At 72.3% G+C, this 16558-nt stretch carries 19 protein-coding genes; 10 read left to right on the plus strand and 9 right to left on the minus strand.

Annotated features, from left to right (window positions below; all coding sequences use genetic code 11):
* Window positions 1–160: 160 nt before the first annotated feature.
* From ACXJKB_RS10285 to ACXJKB_RS10305, 5 genes are all read left to right on the plus strand, one after another.
* Window positions 161–1012: a response regulator transcription factor gene (locus tag ACXJKB_RS10285; RefSeq protein ID WP_457187986.1), complete on the plus strand. Its 852-nt coding sequence runs from the start codon at window positions 161–163 to the stop codon at window positions 1010–1012.
* A gap of 194 nt (window positions 1013–1206) precedes the next feature.
* Window positions 1207–1956: a response regulator transcription factor gene (locus ACXJKB_RS10290; RefSeq protein WP_457187988.1), complete on the plus strand. Its 750-nt coding sequence runs from the start codon at window positions 1207–1209 to the stop codon at window positions 1954–1956.
* Between the two features lie 122 nt (window positions 1957–2078).
* The gene (locus ACXJKB_RS10295) at window positions 2079–2729 is read left to right on the plus strand and encodes a response regulator transcription factor (RefSeq protein WP_457187990.1); all 651 of its coding nucleotides are present in this window, start codon (window positions 2079–2081) and stop codon (window positions 2727–2729) included.
* Window positions 2730–2861: 132 nt separating this feature from the next.
* Window positions 2862–4358 (plus strand): SDR family NAD(P)-dependent oxidoreductase, encoded by a 1497-nt coding sequence (locus ACXJKB_RS10300; RefSeq protein ID WP_457187992.1) that lies wholly within the window; start codon window positions 2862–2864, stop codon window positions 4356–4358.
* 129 nt (window positions 4359–4487) lie between these two features.
* Entirely contained in the window at window positions 4488–5123 is a 636-nt protein-coding gene (locus ACXJKB_RS10305) for a hypothetical protein (protein ID WP_457187994.1), read from the plus strand.
* A gap of 46 nt (window positions 5124–5169) precedes the next feature.
* On the opposite strand, the gene ACXJKB_RS10310 is transcribed toward ACXJKB_RS10305, so the two are convergent.
* The 5 genes from ACXJKB_RS10310 to ACXJKB_RS10330 form a co-directional block, all read right to left on the minus strand.
* The gene (locus ACXJKB_RS10310) at window positions 5170–5769 is read right to left on the minus strand and encodes a hypothetical protein (RefSeq protein WP_457187995.1); all 600 of its coding nucleotides are present in this window, start codon (window positions 5767–5769) and stop codon (window positions 5170–5172) included.
* 3 nt (window positions 5770–5772) lie between these two features.
* On the minus strand, window positions 5773–6192 hold the full coding sequence (locus ACXJKB_RS10315; RefSeq protein ID WP_457187997.1) for a VOC family protein: 420 nt from the start codon (window positions 6190–6192) through the stop codon (window positions 5773–5775).
* Window positions 6193–6321: 129 nt separating this feature from the next.
* Window positions 6322–6666 (minus strand): PRC-barrel domain-containing protein, encoded by a 345-nt coding sequence (locus ACXJKB_RS10320; protein ID WP_457187999.1) that lies wholly within the window; start codon window positions 6664–6666, stop codon window positions 6322–6324.
* A gap of 163 nt (window positions 6667–6829) precedes the next feature.
* A complete protein-coding gene (locus ACXJKB_RS10325) occupies window positions 6830–7468 on the minus strand; it encodes a LuxR C-terminal-related transcriptional regulator (protein WP_457188001.1) in 639 nt (212 codons plus the stop codon).
* Window positions 7420–8568 (minus strand): sensor domain-containing protein, encoded by a 1149-nt coding sequence (locus ACXJKB_RS10330; protein WP_457188003.1) that lies wholly within the window; start codon window positions 8566–8568, stop codon window positions 7420–7422. Before ACXJKB_RS10330 ends, ACXJKB_RS10325 begins: the two co-directional genes overlap by 49 nt.
* Window positions 8569–8707: 139 nt before the next feature.
* Here ACXJKB_RS10330 and ACXJKB_RS10335 point away from each other — a divergent pair, with 139 nt between their 5' ends.
* Entirely contained in the window at window positions 8708–10885 is a 2178-nt protein-coding gene (locus ACXJKB_RS10335; RefSeq protein ID WP_457188005.1) for an MMPL family transporter, read from the plus strand.
* Window positions 10886–10911: 26 nt separating this feature from the next.
* On the opposite strand, the gene ACXJKB_RS10340 is transcribed toward ACXJKB_RS10335, so the two are convergent.
* Complete coding sequence (locus ACXJKB_RS10340; RefSeq protein ID WP_300048204.1) at window positions 10912–11574, minus strand: FMN reductase; 663 nt, start codon at window positions 11572–11574, stop codon at window positions 10912–10914.
* Window positions 11571–12737, minus strand: coding sequence for an LLM class flavin-dependent oxidoreductase (locus ACXJKB_RS10345; RefSeq protein ID WP_457188008.1), 1167 nt, complete (start codon window positions 12735–12737; stop codon window positions 11571–11573). Before ACXJKB_RS10345 ends, ACXJKB_RS10340 begins: the two co-directional genes overlap by 4 nt.
* Before the next feature lie 208 nt (window positions 12738–12945).
* On the opposite strand from ACXJKB_RS10345, the gene ACXJKB_RS10350 reads away from it, so the two are divergent.
* Window positions 12946–13332, plus strand: a complete 387-nt coding sequence (locus ACXJKB_RS10350; RefSeq protein ID WP_300048208.1) for a tetratricopeptide repeat protein — start codon at window positions 12946–12948, stop codon at window positions 13330–13332.
* Window positions 13333–13335: 3 nt separating this feature from the next.
* Here the strand turns inward: ACXJKB_RS10350 and ACXJKB_RS10355 are convergent, their stop codons facing one another.
* Window positions 13336–14151, minus strand: coding sequence for a DUF1963 domain-containing protein (locus ACXJKB_RS10355; protein WP_457188010.1), 816 nt, complete (start codon window positions 14149–14151; stop codon window positions 13336–13338).
* Window positions 14152–14310: 159 nt separating this feature from the next.
* Here ACXJKB_RS10355 and ACXJKB_RS10360 point away from each other — a divergent pair, with 159 nt between their 5' ends.
* Entirely contained in the window at window positions 14311–15135 is an 825-nt protein-coding gene (locus ACXJKB_RS10360; RefSeq protein ID WP_457188012.1) for a glycerophosphodiester phosphodiesterase family protein, read from the plus strand.
* A gap of 8 nt (window positions 15136–15143) precedes the next feature.
* On the opposite strand, the gene ACXJKB_RS10365 is transcribed toward ACXJKB_RS10360, so the two are convergent.
* On the minus strand, window positions 15144–15770 hold the full coding sequence (locus ACXJKB_RS10365) for a LuxR C-terminal-related transcriptional regulator (protein ID WP_457188014.1): 627 nt from the start codon (window positions 15768–15770) through the stop codon (window positions 15144–15146).
* A 188-nt stretch (window positions 15771–15958) separates the two neighbouring features.
* Between ACXJKB_RS10365 and ACXJKB_RS10370 the strand changes: the two genes are divergently transcribed.
* Both ACXJKB_RS10370 and ACXJKB_RS10375 read left to right on the plus strand, forming a co-directional pair.
* Complete coding sequence (locus ACXJKB_RS10370) at window positions 15959–16261, plus strand: metal-sensitive transcriptional regulator (RefSeq protein ID WP_129477404.1); 303 nt, start codon at window positions 15959–15961, stop codon at window positions 16259–16261.
* A 37-nt stretch (window positions 16262–16298) separates the two neighbouring features.
* Window positions 16299–16505: a heavy-metal-associated domain-containing protein gene (locus ACXJKB_RS10375; protein WP_457188017.1), complete on the plus strand. Its 207-nt coding sequence runs from the start codon at window positions 16299–16301 to the stop codon at window positions 16503–16505.
* Window positions 16506–16558: the final 53 nt, after the last annotated feature.

The raw sequence follows: 16558 nt of genomic DNA on the forward strand, positions 1-16558 counted from the left end.
CACGGCGGGCATTCACTTCAGATTCCGTCAAGATGAGGCGGTCTAGACAGCCCGTTCATCCCTCAGACCTCTCCTAGTTCTCCGCCGTCGATGGCATTAGCATCGAGCGACATCGTCCGGGCGGTGTCACGGCGAGGGCGTGGGGCCCTTGCCTACGCAAATGTGGGGGTTTGACGTGCAAGAGCTACATGCATTGGTCGTCGAGGACGATCCAGACATCTCGTCAGCACTGGTGGAGACTCTCGAGGGGGCGGGTTTCCGCGTCACCTCGGCGCTCGACGGTCGCCAGGCGGTGAGCGCGGCGGCAGCCGACCCGCCCGACCTGGTGACGCTCGACCTGACGCTGCCGCACATGGACGGCATCGAGGTCTGTCGCCGCATCCGTGAGACCAGCGACTGCTACATCGTGATCGTGTCGGCGCGCTCCGACGAGGTGGACAAGCTGATCGGCCTCGAGGTCGGGGCCGACGACTTCGTCCTCAAGCCGTTCTCGCCGCGCGAGCTGCGCGCGCGGGTCGCGGCGCTGTTCCGGCGTCCGCGGACCGGGACGGTCACCGAGGAGCCGGTGAACGGGCGCAACCCGCAGGTGCCGAGCCCGGCGCAGCCAGTGGACGAGCCGTCCACGATCAACGCCGGAGCGGGCCTGGTGATCAACTCCGCGCGCCGCGAGGTGCAGATCGACGGCTCGATCGTGGAGCTGACCCGCATCGAGTACGACGTCCTCGAGTACCTCGCGACGCACCTGTCGCGGGTGTGCACCCGCGAGGAGATGGTGCTGGCGATCTGGAGCAGCGCGCTGACCCACGACCACCACCTGGTGGACGTGCACGTCGCCAACCTGCGCGGCAAGCTGCGGCGCCACACCGACGCCACCTGGATCCACACCATCCGCGGCATCGGCTACCGGATGGACCGCGAGGGGGACGAGCAGCAGGAGCGCCGCGCCGGCGGAGGCCCCTACCTCGTCGCCCGGATCGACTCGGAGGACTGGGCCCGCGGCCTGGACTTCTGACGGTTCACCCGTCGGGGCCACCCCGACGGGCGCTGGCGACCCCTCCTAGGGGGGTGCTGCGCCCCGATCGACCACGCTTCCCGCCCGCCGCCGCCTAGCATCGACAGGGCGGGGAGCACCGGTCGCGCCCGCCCGGTTTCAGGTGGGGTGCGGCAGGGTAGGTGAACGGTCAACTTGGGGAGCAGGGACGGATGATGAACGCACGGACAGCCGTGGTCGTCGAGGACGACCACGATGTCGGCGACGCCATCTCCAAGCTCCTCGACCAGGCCGGCTTCGACGTGGTCGTGGCACGAACCGGCACCGAGGCGCTCACGCTGGTGGGTGAGGGCCGTCCCGACCTGGTCACGCTCGACCTGACCCTGCCCGACATCGACGGCGTCGAGGTCTGTCGCCAGATCCGCACGGTCAGCGACTGCTACGTGATCGTCGTCAGCGGCCGCGCGTCCGAGGTCGACCGGCTCGTCGGGCTCGAGGTCGGCGCCGACGACTACCTGGTCAAGCCGTTCTCGATGCGCGAGCTGCAGGCGCGGGTCGCCGCCCTCTTCCGCCGTCCGCGCAGCAGCGGTCCGGTCCCGGACGTGGCCGCGGCACAGATCGCGGTCGACCCGGTGCCCGAGGCCGACCCCACCAGCTTCGAGGGCTGCAGCGACCTCACCCTCAACCGCGGGGCGCGAGAGGTGCGGGTGTCGGGCCGGGAGATCGACCTGACCCGCACCGAGTTCGACCTGCTGGCCCACCTCGTCGGCAACCCCGGCGTCGTGGTCCCCCGCGAGCAGCTCATGCGCGCGGTGTGGGCCAGCGACTTCGTCCCCGACAGCACCCACGTGGTCGACGTCCACCTCGCCAACCTGCGCCGCAAGCTGCGCGGTGCCGCCTCCGGCAACCAGTGGATCCGCACGATCCGCGGGGTCGGCTTCCGGTTCGACCCCTGCTGCCCCTGACCCCACGCAGGCGCGTGCGACCCGGCCGTAGGGGTGGGATCGTCGCGGGCCGTGACCGTGGGTTCCCCCCCGACTCGCCCGTCCGGAGGTTCAACGGCGGCAAACAGCAGTACCTTGACCCCATGGTGATTCGAGTCGCGCTGGTCAACGACGACGAGGTCGTCGTCCGTGGCCTCGACGCGATGATGCGCAGCTACGGCCACCGCGTCGAGGTGGTCGAGCTGGTGGCGGGCAAGCCCGTGGCCCAGCCGGTCGACGTGGCCCTCTACGACACGTTCGGGATGGGCCAGGGCAACGGTTCCGCCGTACGCCACCTCGTCGACAGCACGCAGGTGCGCGCGGTCGCGGTCTACACGTGGAACTTCCAGCCCTGGCTCACCCGCGACACCCTCAGCCAGGGCGTGCGCGGCTACCTCTCCAAGAGCCTGCCGGCGGCCCGCCTCGTCGACGCCCTCGCCGCCATCTCGTCGGGGCAGCTCGTGGTCTCGCCGTCGCGGGGGCGCTCGCCGCTCGTCGGCGGCGACTGGCCCGGGCGCGAGGAGGGCCTCACCGCGCGCGAGGCCGAGGTGCTGTCTCTGATCACAATGGGCCTGAGCAACCAGGAGATCGCGGAGCGCACCCTGCTGTCGCTCAACTCGATCAAGTCCTACATCCGCTCGGCCTACCGCAAGATCGACGTCGACTCGCGCTCGCGGGCGGTGCTCTGGGGCGTCGAGCACGGGATGCGCGCCGACCGCGTGCGGATCAACGGCTCGCCGGCCCGCGAGGGCTGACCCGGCGTCCCACGCCCCGCGCGATCCCCGGTCGACCGGGGATCGCTGAGGTCGTCAGGCCGTGCACGGGCCGACAACGTACGGGATTCCCGGATGACCGGGGATCGCTGGAGGCGCCGTAACCTCCTCCACGTGACACAGCAGCAACCCGGCATCGACCCCGACGACCTCGCGACGACGCTCCGGGTGCTCGCCTCGCTCCACCACCTGCCCGGGGACCACCCCGACCACGTGACGGTCAAGCGCGCAGCGTCGCACATGTACAAGTCGATCAAGGCCGAGCGCAAGCTCGCCAAGCGCGCCGCCGAGCTGGCCCACGACCGCGACATCATCGAGCGGACCGCGACCGGGTCGCCGATGCGCATCGACGACGAGACCGCGGGCATCCCGCTGGTCTCGAGCGCGGCCGGGGCGTTCGCCGGCGAGCTGCTCGTCGCCCGCGGCTGCTACATCTGCAAGCAGGACTTCACCCTGGTCGACGCGTTCTACCACTGGCTCTGCCCCTCGTGCGCGGCGATGAGCCACAGCAAGCGCGACCAGCGCACCGACCTCACCGGCAAGCGGGCGCTGCTCACCGGCGGGCGCGCCAAGATCGGCATGTACATCGCGCTCCGCCTGCTCCGCGACGGCGCCCACACCACCATCACCACCCGCTTCCCCAAGGACGCGGTGCGCCGCTTCTCCTCGCTGCCCGACAGCGAGGACTGGATCCACCGGCTCAAGGTGGTCGGCATCGACCTGCGCGACCCCACGCAGGTCATCTCGCTCGCCGACGACGTCGCGGCGGCCGGCCAGCTCGACATCCTGATCAACAACGCGTGCCAGACCGTACGCCGCACGCCGGGCGCCTACGCCCCGCTGGTCGAGGCCGAGGCGCTGCCGCTGCCGGACGACTCGATCCCGGAGCTGGTGACGTTCGACCACATCTCCGAGGCCCACCCGGCCGCGATCGCCGGGGCGCTCGCGCCGACCCCCGTCGCCCACCACGAGGGCGAGTCGGAGGAGCACGCGATGGCTGTGCACAACGCCGCGACCCTCACCGCCCTGGCGCTCAAGGCCGGCCACGCCTCGCTCGACGCGCACCTGGCCGGCACCGCCGTCGACGCCGGCGGCCTGCTGCCCGACGTGCAGACCAACAACTCGTGGACCCAGACCGTCGGCGAGGTCGACCCGCTGGAGCTGCTCGAGGTGCAGCTGTGCAACTCGATCGCGCCGTTCCTGCTGGTCTCCCGGCTGCGCCCGGCCCTCGCGGCCGCTGCGTCGGCAGCGACCTCGCGGCGGGCGTACGTCGTCAACGTCTCCGCCATGGAGGGCCAGTTCTCGCGCCGCTACAAGGGCGCCGGGCACCCGCACACCAACATGGCCAAGGCCGCGCTCAACATGATGACCCGCACGTCGTCGGGCGAGATGTTCGAGACCGACCAGATCCTGATGACGGCCGTCGACACCGGCTGGATCACCGACGAGCGCCCGCACCACGAGAAGCTGCGGATCGCGGCCGAGGGCTGGCACGCGCCGCTCGACCTCGTGGACGGCGCCGCCCGCGTCTACGACCCGATCGTGCTCGGGGAGGGCGGCACCGACCTCTTCGGCTGCTTCGTCAAGGACTACCAGCCGTCCCCCTGGTGACCTGACCTCCGCTACGCGTAGACGCGCGGACAGAAGTCTCGTCAACCGTCGGTCGTCACGCTCGACGCGGCAGGTGCCGGCGGGGTTCGGTCCGCGCGTCTGCGGGCGCGTGCTGGTTGACTCGACGCCATGAGCCTCGAGACCGCCGAAGAGTTCCACGCCCGCGTCGCCGCGGCCACCGACGCCGAGGGACGACTGCCGGTGGCCATCGAGGCGATGCCCGGGTGGGACATCTTCCCCTTCGAGCTCGACGGGCTCCGGATCAAGTCGCTCGAGCCGCTGCAGGACGTCGAGCCGCCCCGCGAGGGCGAGGACCCGGCCGACTGCTCCTGCCGACAGCCGATGCCCCCCGAGCGGGCCGCGCAGGTGGCGTGGCGCAACGAGCGCTGGCTGCTCGTCGCGCTTGACATGAAGCTGCCCGTCTCGCTGATCCTGCGGCCGGTCGACCACTTCGACATCGCCGACCTGCCGGACGACATGGCTGCCGAGATGGGCGTACTGATGGTGCGGGTCACCGCCGCGGTCGAGGAGCTACCCAGCGTCGGTCGCTGCCACATCGGCCGCTACGGAGACGGCGGGGCGCACGCCCACCCCTTCTTCTTCGGGCGGCCGGCCCGGATGGCGCAGCTGCGCGGGTCCTGCCTGCTCGACTGGGAGGAGAACCTGCCGGAGGTGCCCGAGGACGTACGCCGCGCCAACGCCGGCCACGTCGGTCGCCGCCTCGTCGAGCGCCTCGGTGGCCAGGGCCCTGCCTGGGAGGCCTGAGCCGCGTCGAGAGCCATCACCGCCGCACGTGTGCGGGAGGTGGCCCTCAGCCGGTCCGGGTGCGCGCGGCGTCCCAGAGCCGGCGGCACTCGCGGACGTCCTGGCCGTAGACCGCGACGAGCTCGGGCGGGAGCCCGTCGGGGTGCCCGGCGAGGAAGTCCTCGAGGGCGGCGTACGCCTCGACGAAGGCTGCGGTGTCGGGGTCGGAGACGTCGGTGGAGTCGGCCGAGGTGAGTGGCGCGAGGGGGTCCGTGACGGCGCGGGTCCACTCCTCGCGGATCGCCTCGTGCCGCTCCCGGGAGACGGCGAGGAGACCGGCCAGGGACGGGTCACGGGTGACGCCGTCGCGCTCGCTGTCGCCGTACGACGCCTCCAACCGGCCGACGTCACGGCGGGCGCGCTCGCGCAGCACCCAGAGGCCGGCGAAGCCGAGGGCGTCGACCGCGAGCAGCACCGGCACGGCGACCGTCGTCACGTCGAGCTCCCAGAAGAGCGGGACGAGGAAGACCGCCTGCAGGACGAGCAGCACGATCGCGACGCCGGTGATCGGGTAGTCGGCCCGGACCCGCAGCCGGTCGGCGCGGACGGTGCCCGCGTGGACGCGCGGGGACGCGGGGTCGGCCCGCCAGGCAACGAGGTCGGGCACGCGTCAGGACGCGGCGCCGGCGATGTTGAACAGCCAGCTGATCCCGAAGCGGTCGACGAACATGCCGAACTCGTCACCCCACGGCGCTGCCTCGAGGGGCTGGCGCACCTCGCCGCCCTCGGACAGCGCGGAGAACCAGCCGCGCAGCTGCTCGGCCTCCTCGTTGGACCCGGAGATGCTGACCGACACGTTGTCGCCGAAGGTCACCTGCACCATCTCCGGCGGTGCGTCGGCTCCCATCAGCGTGAGGCCGGAGGGCGTCTCGAGCTGGCCGTGCATGACCTGCGTGGCCATCGGTCCCTCGGTGCCCATGTCACCGAACGTCATGACGTTGAGCTCGCCGCCCAGGACGGAGGCGTAGAACTCCATCGCCTCGCGCGCCGTGGCATCGGCGAAGTTGAGGTAGGGGTTCAGGGTGACCATCGCGTGCTCCTTCGGAGGTCGGGTGTCCCCAACCTAGTGATGGGGTGCGGGCCACGGAAGACAGGACCAGACACGCGACGCCCCGGACGAGCGTGTCGTCCGGGGCGTCGTCGCGGGGGTGCGCTGGGGTCAGCGGCTGGAGTACGGCGTGTAGTAGTCCGTGTGATGACCGCGGGAGTCGTCGTTCCAGTCGTCCTTGTCGTAGTCCGGCGCGGACTTGATCTGGTCCTTGGTGAGGTTGACCATCACGGTCTTGTCCTCGTGGTCGATCCCGGTGACCGCGCCGGCAGGGACGAGCCGCTTCTTGCCGAAGATCCAGAAGCCGGTGTCCACGACGAGCCACTGGCCACTGGCCTCGTTGCTGGCCTCGTCGATCTTGCCGATCGACCCGTCGCTCGCCTCGACGTCGTAGCCGATGAGGTCGCTGTCCTGGCTCCACGCGGTGTCGCGGTAGCTCCACACTGTGTCACTCATGGTTCCCTCCCAAGGGATCGGTTGTGCCGAGCCATCGACGCAACCACCAGTCCCGGGCGGCAGACACACCCGTGGGGCGGTGTCACCGTCGTTCACCGCCCTACGGATACGCCCGCAGGGGTACGACGAGCGCGTCCGTCAGACCGGGAGGACCGCTGGGCGGTCAGTCCAGCCAGGCCAGCACCGCGAGCACCCGCCGGTTGTCGTCGGGCGCGAGCGGCAGGTCGAGCTTGGTGAAGATCCCGCTGGCGTGCTTGTCGACCGACTTCTCGGTGATCACCAGCCGCGCCGCGATGGCGGCGTTGGACCGCCCCTCGGCCATCAGCGAGAGCACCTCACGCTCGCGGGGCGAGAGGCGGTCGACGGCCCGCGCACGCGGTCGGGCCATGAGCGCGGCGACGACCTCGGGGTCCAGGACGGTGCCACCGCCGGCGACCCGGCGTACGGCGTCGACGAAGTCGCGGATGTCGCCGACCCGGTCCTTCAGGAGGTAGCCCACCCCGCCCTCGCCGCTGGCCAGCAGCTCGCGGGCGTAGAGGTGCTCGACCCACTGGGACAGCACCAGCACGGGAAAGCCCGGACGAGCGGCGCGCACCGCGATGGCGGCCCGCAGGCCCTCGTCGGTCAGCGTCGGAGGCAGGCGTACGTCGAGGACCGCGGCGTCGACCTCCGGGTCCGTCAGCGCGACCTCGAGCTCGGGCGCGTTGGCGACGGAGTGCCGGATGGTGAGGTCGTGCGCCTCGAGGATCCGGGTCAGGCCGTCCCGGAGGAGGGCGTTGTCCTCGGCGAGGACGAGCTGCACGGCACCTCCAGTGTCACGAGCGTCGGTCCACCCGACGGGCTCGAGACTCTCACGGTCCCGTCGAGCGCCGCCAGCCGCCGCGCGACCCCACGCAGGCCCGTCCCCGCAGCCGGGTCGGCGCCACCGCGGCCGTCGTCGCCGACCACCACGGTGAGCAGGTCGTCGACGTGGCGGAGGTCCACCCAGGCGTGCTCGGCGGCAGCGTGCTTGCCGACGTTGGCCAGGCACTCCACGACGGCGAAGTAGACGGCCGACTCCACCGGCGCCGGCAGGCGGTCCGGGAGGTCCGGGGTGACCGAGACGGGCACCGCGAGGTCCAGGGCGATCGCCTCCACCGCTCCCGCGAGCCCGCGGTCGGCCAGCACCGGCGGGTGGATCCCACGGACGACATCGCGGATGTCGCCGAGCGCGGCGCCGGTCGTCGCCGCTGCCTCGGCGAGGAGCGTACGGGCGGCCGTCGGATCCGACTCCACGAGCTCCTGCGCGAGGCCGAGGTGCATCCGCAGGGCCACCAGCCGGGCCTGGGCGCCGTCGTGGAGGTCGCGCTCGATGCGCCTCAGCTCGGCGGCGGAGTCCTCGACCCGCTCGGCCCGGGTCTCGGTCAGCACCGCGACCCGCTCCTCGAGCAGCTGGTGGCTGCCCCGGCTCAACAGGCGGGCGTCGAGCAGGCTGCGGAGCGTCATCAGCTGCGGCGTCGCGAACCACCACAGCACCAGCGTCACGATCAGCAGCGCCAGGAGCACCACGGTCAGCGAGATCGCCAGCCCGACGGTCGTCGAGACGAGGGCCCAGGCCAGCTCCCGCCACGACATCGGGTCGGCGGCCCAGGTCTGCAGCCGGCGCAGCGCGTGCTGCCCTTCCACCGACCGCCGCTCGGTCGGGACGGGGTGCCCGAGGGCCTCGGCGGCGAGCGTGCGGTGCCGGTCGGCGATCCACCGCAGCATCGGCAGCCCCACGAGCACGACCGGGATCCCCACCACCAGCAGCGCCGTCGCCCCGCCGACCACCGTGAGCACGAGGGCCAGCAGCGTCGGGAGTGCGAGCAGCACCTGGAGCAGTGCGTTGCGCGTCAGTCGCGCCGGTCCCGCCGTGCTTGCCATGTCCCCATCCTCACGGATCCGCGCGCTCCGCACGGTGGGGTTGACCCCACTCCGGCTCGGGAGGTGCCCCCGCTGCGCCGTCCGCCGCGCGGCGCGAGGTTGGAGGACGACCCCACCACCCACCGAACGGAGCACGGCCATGGCCGCCGACCTGATCACCCGGATCCCGCAGCGGGCCGCGCGCTGGAGCGCCGAGCACCCGTGGCGCGCGATCCTCACCTGGCTGGTCCTCGTGGTGGCTGCCACGAGCCTGGCCGTCCTCGTCCCCACCCAGCAGGCGGAGGAGGCCGACTACCGCATCGGGCAGTCCGGTCGGGCCGACGCGATGGCCGAGCAGGCGGGCCTGTCGGCGCCGCCGGGCGAGGTGGTGCTGCTCCAGAGCGACGCGGGAGACCGGGCCGGCCGGGCCGAGCTGCCTCGCGCGGCGAAGGAGGTCGCCACCGGGATGGCCGACGCCGACGGCGTCGCCGAGGTCGACGCCCCGGTGTGGAACGACGCCCGGACCGCGATGCTCGTCGCGGTGTCGCTGAAGGAGGGCGTCGAGGACCCCGCGCCGCTGGAGGCCGTGACCGCCACCGTCGCCGCGGACCACCCGGACCTCACGGTCCGGCAGGCGGGTGACCTCACCACGGACCGGGACATCAACGACCAGGTCGCCGACGATCTGTCCTCCGCGGAGGGGATCAGCCTGCCGGTGACCCTCCTGCTCATGCTGCTGGCCTTCGGTGCGCTCATCGCGGCCGGCATCCCGGTCCTCCTGGCGCTCGGCAGCGTGGCGGCGACCATGGGCATCGCCGCGGCCGCGTCCCACTTCGTGCCCGCCGAGCCCACGGTGAACTCGATGATCGTGCTGATCGGGATGGCCGTCGGCGTCGACTACTCGCTGTTCTACCTCAAGCGCGAGCGCGAGGAACGCGCCCGCGGCCGCACCACCCTCGACGCCGTCGAGATCGCCGCCCAGACCTCGGGCCACTCGATCGTGGTCTCCGGTCTCGCGGTGGCAGCGTCCATGGCGGGCCTCTTCCTGGTCGACGTCGTCACCTTCGACTCCCTCGCGCTCGGCGCGATCGTCGTGGTCGCGGTGGCGGTCGTCGGGTCGATCACGGTGCTCCCCGCGCTGCTGGTCGCGCTCGGCCGCTGGGTCGACCGGCCGCGGGTGCCGCTGCTCTGGCGGCTCAACCGGCGCATCGGCGCCGGCGGGATCAGCCGCCGCGTCCTCGCCCCGGTCGTACGCCACCCGGCGGCCGCGCTGGCCGCGTCCGTCGCGGTCGTCGGCGTCCTCGCCGTCCCGGCGCTGGGCATGACGATGCACGCCTCGAGCCTCGAGACGCTGCCCCGCGGCATCCCGGCCGCCGACACCCTCCGCGCGGKGGCCGAGGAGTTCCCCAGCGAGGGCACGACCGTCACCGTCGTCGCCCGCGGCGACGACGCCCGCACCGCGCTCGCCACGTTGGAGTCCACTGCCGGACGTGGCGACTTCGAGGCGGTGCCCGACGGTCTCGTCGACGCCGCGGACGGCGCCACCTCGACCCTGACCATGTCGCTGCCCTGGCCGGAGTCCGACGACCGCAGCGCCGCGGCGATCAACGACCTGCGCGACGACCTCGCCCCGGCGGCGTTCGCCGGCTCGGGCGCCGAGTGGGCGGTGGGCGGGGCCGCCGCGTCCAACCTCGACTTCGACGACCGCCTGCGAGCGTGGATGCCGGGAGTGATCGGGTTCGTGCTCCTGCTGACCCTGGTGATGATGGGGACGGCGTTCCGCAGCGTGCCGGTCGCGCTGCTGTCCACCTTCCTCAACCTGGTCTCGGTCGGCGTCGCCTTCGGCGTGCTCACGCTGGTGTTCCAGCACGGCTGGCTCGAGGGCCTGCTCGACTTCACCAGCCCGGGCTTCGTCATCGACTGGATCCCGCTGTTCGTGCTCGTGGTGCTGGTCGGGCTGTCGATGGACTACCACGTGTTCGTGATGAGCCGGATCCGCGAGCTGGTCGGGCGCGGGCTCCCGACCCGCCTCGCCGTCGAGCAGGGCATCCGCGACAGCGCGTCCGTCGTGACCAGCGCCGCTGCGGTGATGGTGTCCGTCTTCGCCATCTTCGCGACGCTGAGCATGCTCGAGATGAAGATGATGGGCGTCGCGCTGGCGACCGCGATCCTCGTCGACGCCACCCTGATCCGGCTGGTGATGCTGCCGGCCGCGCTCGTGCTGCTGGGCGAGCGGGTGTGGTGGCCGCGACGCCCGGCAGCGCCCCTCGGCGAGGTCGTCGAGGAGGACGACGCCCGTGGGGCCGGCGCCGAGCCGGAGCTCGCGTCGGCGCGCTGAGACCGAGCGGGGTGCGTCGGTGGGGCTCAGGCCTCGCCGGCGTGCCCCCGGAGCAGGTCGCCGAAGGGCGTCACGTCGGCCGCGACCTGCGTGCCGGACGTACGCCGCGGGCGCGCCGCCAGGTCGGGGGCGAACCCACCGACGCCGTAGCCGCCCTGGCTGAGCACCAGCGCGGCGAGCTCGGCCGCGGCGCGGGTGATCCGGTCGGAGAGGCCGTGGCTGCCGAAGTCCTCGGTCGCGGCGAAGATCCCGGTGGGTACGACGACCGCGCGGAGGTAGGCGAACAGCGGCCGCAGCGCGTGGTCGAGGACCAGCGAGTGCCGGGCACTGCCGGCGGCCGCGGCGATCAGCACCGGCGTACCGGCCAGGGAGTCCTTGTCGAGGGCGTCGAAGAACATCTTGAACAGCCCGCTGTAGCTGCCGTTGAAGACCGGCGTCACGACGATCATCCCGTCGGCCGCGGCGACCTGCTCGCGCAGCTCCGTCAGCCGCGGCGTCGGGATGCCGCCGGTGACCATGAAGGTCGCCAGCTCACCGGCGACCTCGCGCAGCTCGATGAACTCGATGTCCGCCGACTCGCCACGGGCGGTGACCTGCGCGGTCGTCGCCTCGGCGAGCTGGTCGGCCAGGAGCCGGGTGGACGACGGGACGGTCAGTCCCGCCGTCACCACGACGATGCGTCGGCTCATCCCTGCGCCTCGACAGACACGGCCTCGGCCTGCTGCGCGAGCTCCTCGGCGCGGGCCCGGGCGGGCTCGACGAGGTGGTGCGGGGCGTCGGGACCGGCCGCGACGAGGGACGCGTGGGTGGGCGGGTCGCTGGGCACGTGGGCCGGGCGACGGCGCTCGAACTCCGTGCGCAGCACCGGCACGACCTCGGTGCCGAGCATCTCGATCTGCTCGAGCGCCAGCGAGGTGGGCAGGCCGGCGTGGTCCATGAGGAACAGCTGGCGCTGGTAGTCGCCCACGTAGTCGGCGAAGCCCAGGGTGCGCTCGATGACCTGCTCGGGGGTGCCGACGGTCAGCGGGGTCATCTCGGTGAAGTCCTCCATCGACGGGCCGTGGCCGTAGACCGGGGCGTTGTCGAAGTAGGGCCGGAAGACGCGCTTGGCCTCGGCCTCGGTGGAGGCCATGAACGCCTGGCCACCCAGGCCGACGTAGGCCTGGTCGGCGGCGCCGTGGCCGTAGTGCTCGAAGCGGCGGCGGTAGAGCTTCACCATCTGCTCGGTGTGCTCCTTGTTCCAGAAGATGTGGTTGTGGAAGAAGCCGTCACCGTAGTAGGCCGCCTGCTCGGCGATCTCGGTGCTGCGGATCGACCCGTGCCACACGAAGGGCGGCGTGCCGTCGAGCGGCGCGGGAGTCGAGGTGTAGCCCTGCAGCGGCGTGCGGAACTGGCCCTGCCAGTTCACGACCGGCTCGCGCCAGAGCTTGCGCAGCAGGTGGTAGTTCTCGACCGCGAGCTTGATGCCGTCGCGGATGTCCTTGCCGAACCATGGGTAGACCGGGCCGGTGTTGCCGCGGCCCATCATCAGGTCGACGCGACCGCCGGAGAGGTGCTGGAGGAACGCGTAGTCCTCGGCGATCTTCACCGGGTCGTTGGTGGTGATCAGCGTCGTGCTCGTGGAGAGCAGCATCTTCTCGGTCTGCGCCGCGACGAAGCCGAGGTGCGTGGTCGGGGACGACACGACGAACGGCGGGTTGTGGTGCTCGCCGGTCGCGAAGACGTCGAGGCCGACCTCCTCCGCCTTGAGGGCGTACTGCGTCATCGCCGAGATGCGCTCGGCCTCGGACGGGGTGCGTCCGTCGGTCGGGTCCGTCGTGACGTCACCGACGCTGAAGATGCCGAACTGCATGAGGTCCTCCTGCGATTGGTTCCAACCGGTGGTTGAAGTTTGTACCACCTCCAACGGGACTGCCACGCCCAGTATTCCTCGCGATCGGCCGTGGAATCGCCGGGGCACCTGCTGCGTTGGACCGGCATCCGGGCGCACGCTCGGATGGATCCCGCCGTCGACCTGTCCTCCGGACACCCGGCGGATCTGCTCTGCGAGAGGAGCGACGATGACCGACTTCACCCCCTTCGAGGACCTGCTGCGCGGACACGCGGGGCTGCTCGAGGACACCACCCACGACCGCTGGCTGCGGGCCCAGGCGCTCTTCGCGGAGCGCGGCTACCGCGAGGCGGCGGTCCTGCTGGCCGAGCTGCTCGACGACCCCGGCGACGTGGGGCACGAGCTCACCGACGTACGCCTGCTGCTGGCGCGCTCGCTGTTCCACTCGGCCCAGCTCGACGGCACGATCCGGGTCGCGACCGAGCTGCTCGAGCACGACCCCAACGAGCCCTACGCCCACCTGCTGGTGGGGCGCGCCCTCGAGCGCAAGGGGCTCAAGGACGAGGCGCAGCCGCACCTGCGCCTGGCCGAGCTGCTCGGCGGCTACCGCACCTGATCGTCAGCACTGCCAGGTGAAGCCGATGTCGTCGGGCACCCGGAGCGGCCCTGCGCCGTCGGTGCGGGCGAGCCAGTAGAGGCAGGTCGCGGGCTCCCACGCCGTGCCGGCGGCCCAGTCGCTGTCGATCTGCAGGAGGAGGCGCCACCGGAGCGCCTCCTCCCGGTGGACGTCGTCGTACGTCGCAGCGCCGAGGCGGAGCTCGGCGGTCTCGAGCTCGACGGAGGCCTGCACAGGGGAGGCCCAGCCGCCCACCTGACGACCGAACGAGTCGGACCCGGGATCCTCCTCGCGCACCTCGTCGAGCGCGTCCCAGAAAGGGTCCGGCAGCTCGTCGAGGCCCGCGTCCTCCAGGGCCGGGTGTGACATGTCCGGCCAGGTGAGGGTCTGCACCGCGGCGAGCTCGGCAGCCGGGTCGGCCGCCGGCCCGGTGCCGGTCACGTGGAGAAGTCGCGAGCCCGGCACCGTGTCCGGGTCGCCGGGCAGGACCACGCGGCCGTCCGCGTCCGGCTCGAAGTAGAACCCGAGCAGGCGGCCCTCCGCCGGCAGGGCGATCCCTGCGTCCGTCCCCGTCGCAGCCAGCGCCGCCAGGTCGAGCTCGACCACGAACGACAGCCGGCCCTGACCGGGCCACTGCGGCCACTCGGTCCCGGGCGGCAGCTCGGGCGTACCGCCGAGGCGGGCGACGACCGGGTCGCCGGGGCCGGCCGGGACGAGCTGGACCGCCGGACGCAGGAGGGCGAGCCAGCGGCGCGCGGCGTCGGGGTCGAGGTGGTCGGCGGCGATCTCGGCGAGACGGGCGGCGGTCCGGGTCGTCATGCGCGCAGTCTGCCAAGGCCGCCAGATGTCACGACCCGTGAGCGTCCGGGGGACGTCGTACGACGCCCTCCGGGCGCGCGTGCGAAGCCTCGGTGAACACTCGCCCGGACCCCTCCACCCGGCGCGACAGGGGTCCGCCGACCGGCACATGCTGGGCGCGTGACCAGCTACGGCGACCACACCGGACCGCTCGCCATCGCCCACCGGGGTGGCATGGGGCTCGCCCCCGAGAACACGCTCGCTGCCTTCGGGCGGGCCACCGCGCTCGGCCTGACCCACCTCGAGACCGACGTCCGCACGACCCGCGACGGACACGTCGTCTGCTTCCACGACCCCGCGCTGCGCCGGGTCACCGGCCATCCCGGGCGCGTCGCCGACCTGCACCTGGCCGACCTGCGCCGCCTGCGCGTCGGGGGCACCGACCGGATCCCGACGCTGGTCGAGGCGATGGCGTCCTTCCCGGACGCGAGGTTCGCGATCGACCTCAAGGACGAGGCGTCGATCGGCGTGATGGCGCGGCTGCTGCGGGCCAACCCCGGCTGGGCGGAGCGGGTCCTCGTGGCGGGGGCGTGGTCCCGCTGGCTGGACCGTCTCCGCGACGAGGCGCCGGGCGTGACGACGGCACTCGGCTGGCGCTCGCTCACCACGCTCATCGCCTGCTCGCGCGGCGGCGTACGCCCTCCGGGGCTGCGGACCGACGTGCTCGCGGGTGGTGCGTTCGCGCACGTGCCGATCCGGCTCGGCCGGCTCCCCGTGCACTCCGAGCGGGTGATCCGGCGCGCACACGAGCTCGGCATCCGGGTGGTGGTGTGGACCGTCGACGACCCCACCGCGATGCGCGTGCTCCTCGACATGGGCGTGGACGGCATCATCACCGACCGCCCCGACCTGCTGCGCGAGGTGCTGATCAGCCGCGGCGAGTGGCCGCGCGCGTCCGGCGTACGTCCCGCGACACCGGCGCCGGCGCCCGCGAGCGCCGGGTAGCCCGGGGGTCAGACGCGCTCGAGGGCCTCCGCCGCCAGGCCGTGCGAGACGGCCCAGAGCACCGCCTGGCTGCGGCTCTGCACGCCGGTCTTGCGGTAGGCGCTGCGGATGTAGGACTTCACGGAGTTCAGCGAGATCTGCATCTGTCGCGCGATGTCGTCGTTGCTCTTGCCGGTGGCGATGTGGGCGAGGGTCTCGCGCTCACGGGCGGTGAGGAAGTCGATCTGGGTGGTCGAGCGCAGGTCCTTGGTCGGCAGCACCGGCAGGAGCGGGGCGACGACGGTCTCGCCGAGGTGGATCGCGCGCAGGGCGCGACCGAGCTGCTGGGCGTTGAGGCTCTTGGCCAGGTAGCCGGTGACGCCGTTGCCGAGCGGCTCGTGGGCCAGGCCGGGCTGGTGGTTCCACGTGTAGACCGCGACCCGGCGGATGTGCGGGTCGGTGACCGCGCGCTGCAGCGTGGTGTCACTGCGCGCCGTCCCGAAGGTCTCGACCAGCGCGATGTCGACCGGCAGGCGAGAGCGGTCCTTGATCGTCCCGAGCTCGAAGCCGCCGAGCGTCTTCAGCATGCTGTCGAGGCCTCGCCTCACGAGCTCGTCGCCGCCGAGCAGCGCGACACGGATGTCCATGCTCATCATCTGGTGGGTCCTAGGGATCGCCTCGGAGAGACGGAACCTCCATCTCCCGACGACCCCCCGACCGTCACTGGGGACAGTAACCCGGGGGGGTGCGCGGCATTCACATCAGTGGTGCCAGCACGACTATTTTCACCCCCTCGGGTGAGCCTCGCCTTGATCCTGATACCCCCTAGGGGTATCTTGGATCCATGAGTGAGCAGCACGGCCACCTCGAGGGCAACGACGAAGCCGTCCAGGCGCACCTCAAGCGCCTCCGCCGGATCGAGGGGCAGGTCCGCGGGATCCAGCGGATGGTCGAGGAGGAGAAGTACTGCATCGACATCCTCACCCAGGTGTCCGCGGCGACGAAGGCGCTCCAGGCGCTCGCGCTCAGCCTGCTCGACGACCACATGGCGCACTGCCTCGTCGACGCCGCCCGGCAGGGCGGGGCCGAGCAGGAGCAGAAGCTCAAGGAGGCCTCCGAGGCCATCGCCCGCCTCGTGAAGTCCTGACCCCGCGCCCCCCTTCCCACGTTTGCAGGAGCACTCCATGAGCCAGACCACCACCTACACCGTCACCGGGATGACCTGCGGCCACTGCGCCGCGTCGGTCACCGAGGAGATCTCCGAGATCGCGGGCGTCGAGGACGTCGCCGTCGTCGTCGAGACCGGAGCCGTCACCGTCACCAGCGCGACCCCCCTCGACGACTCGGCCGTCCGCGCCGCCGTCGAGAAGGCCGGCTACGCCGTCGCCTGAGAGCGGTGACCTGTCAGCGAGCGCCAGCGAGCCGACAGGGCGCCGAGTCGAGT

The organism is Nocardioides sp. P5_E3, assembly GCF_054049275.1.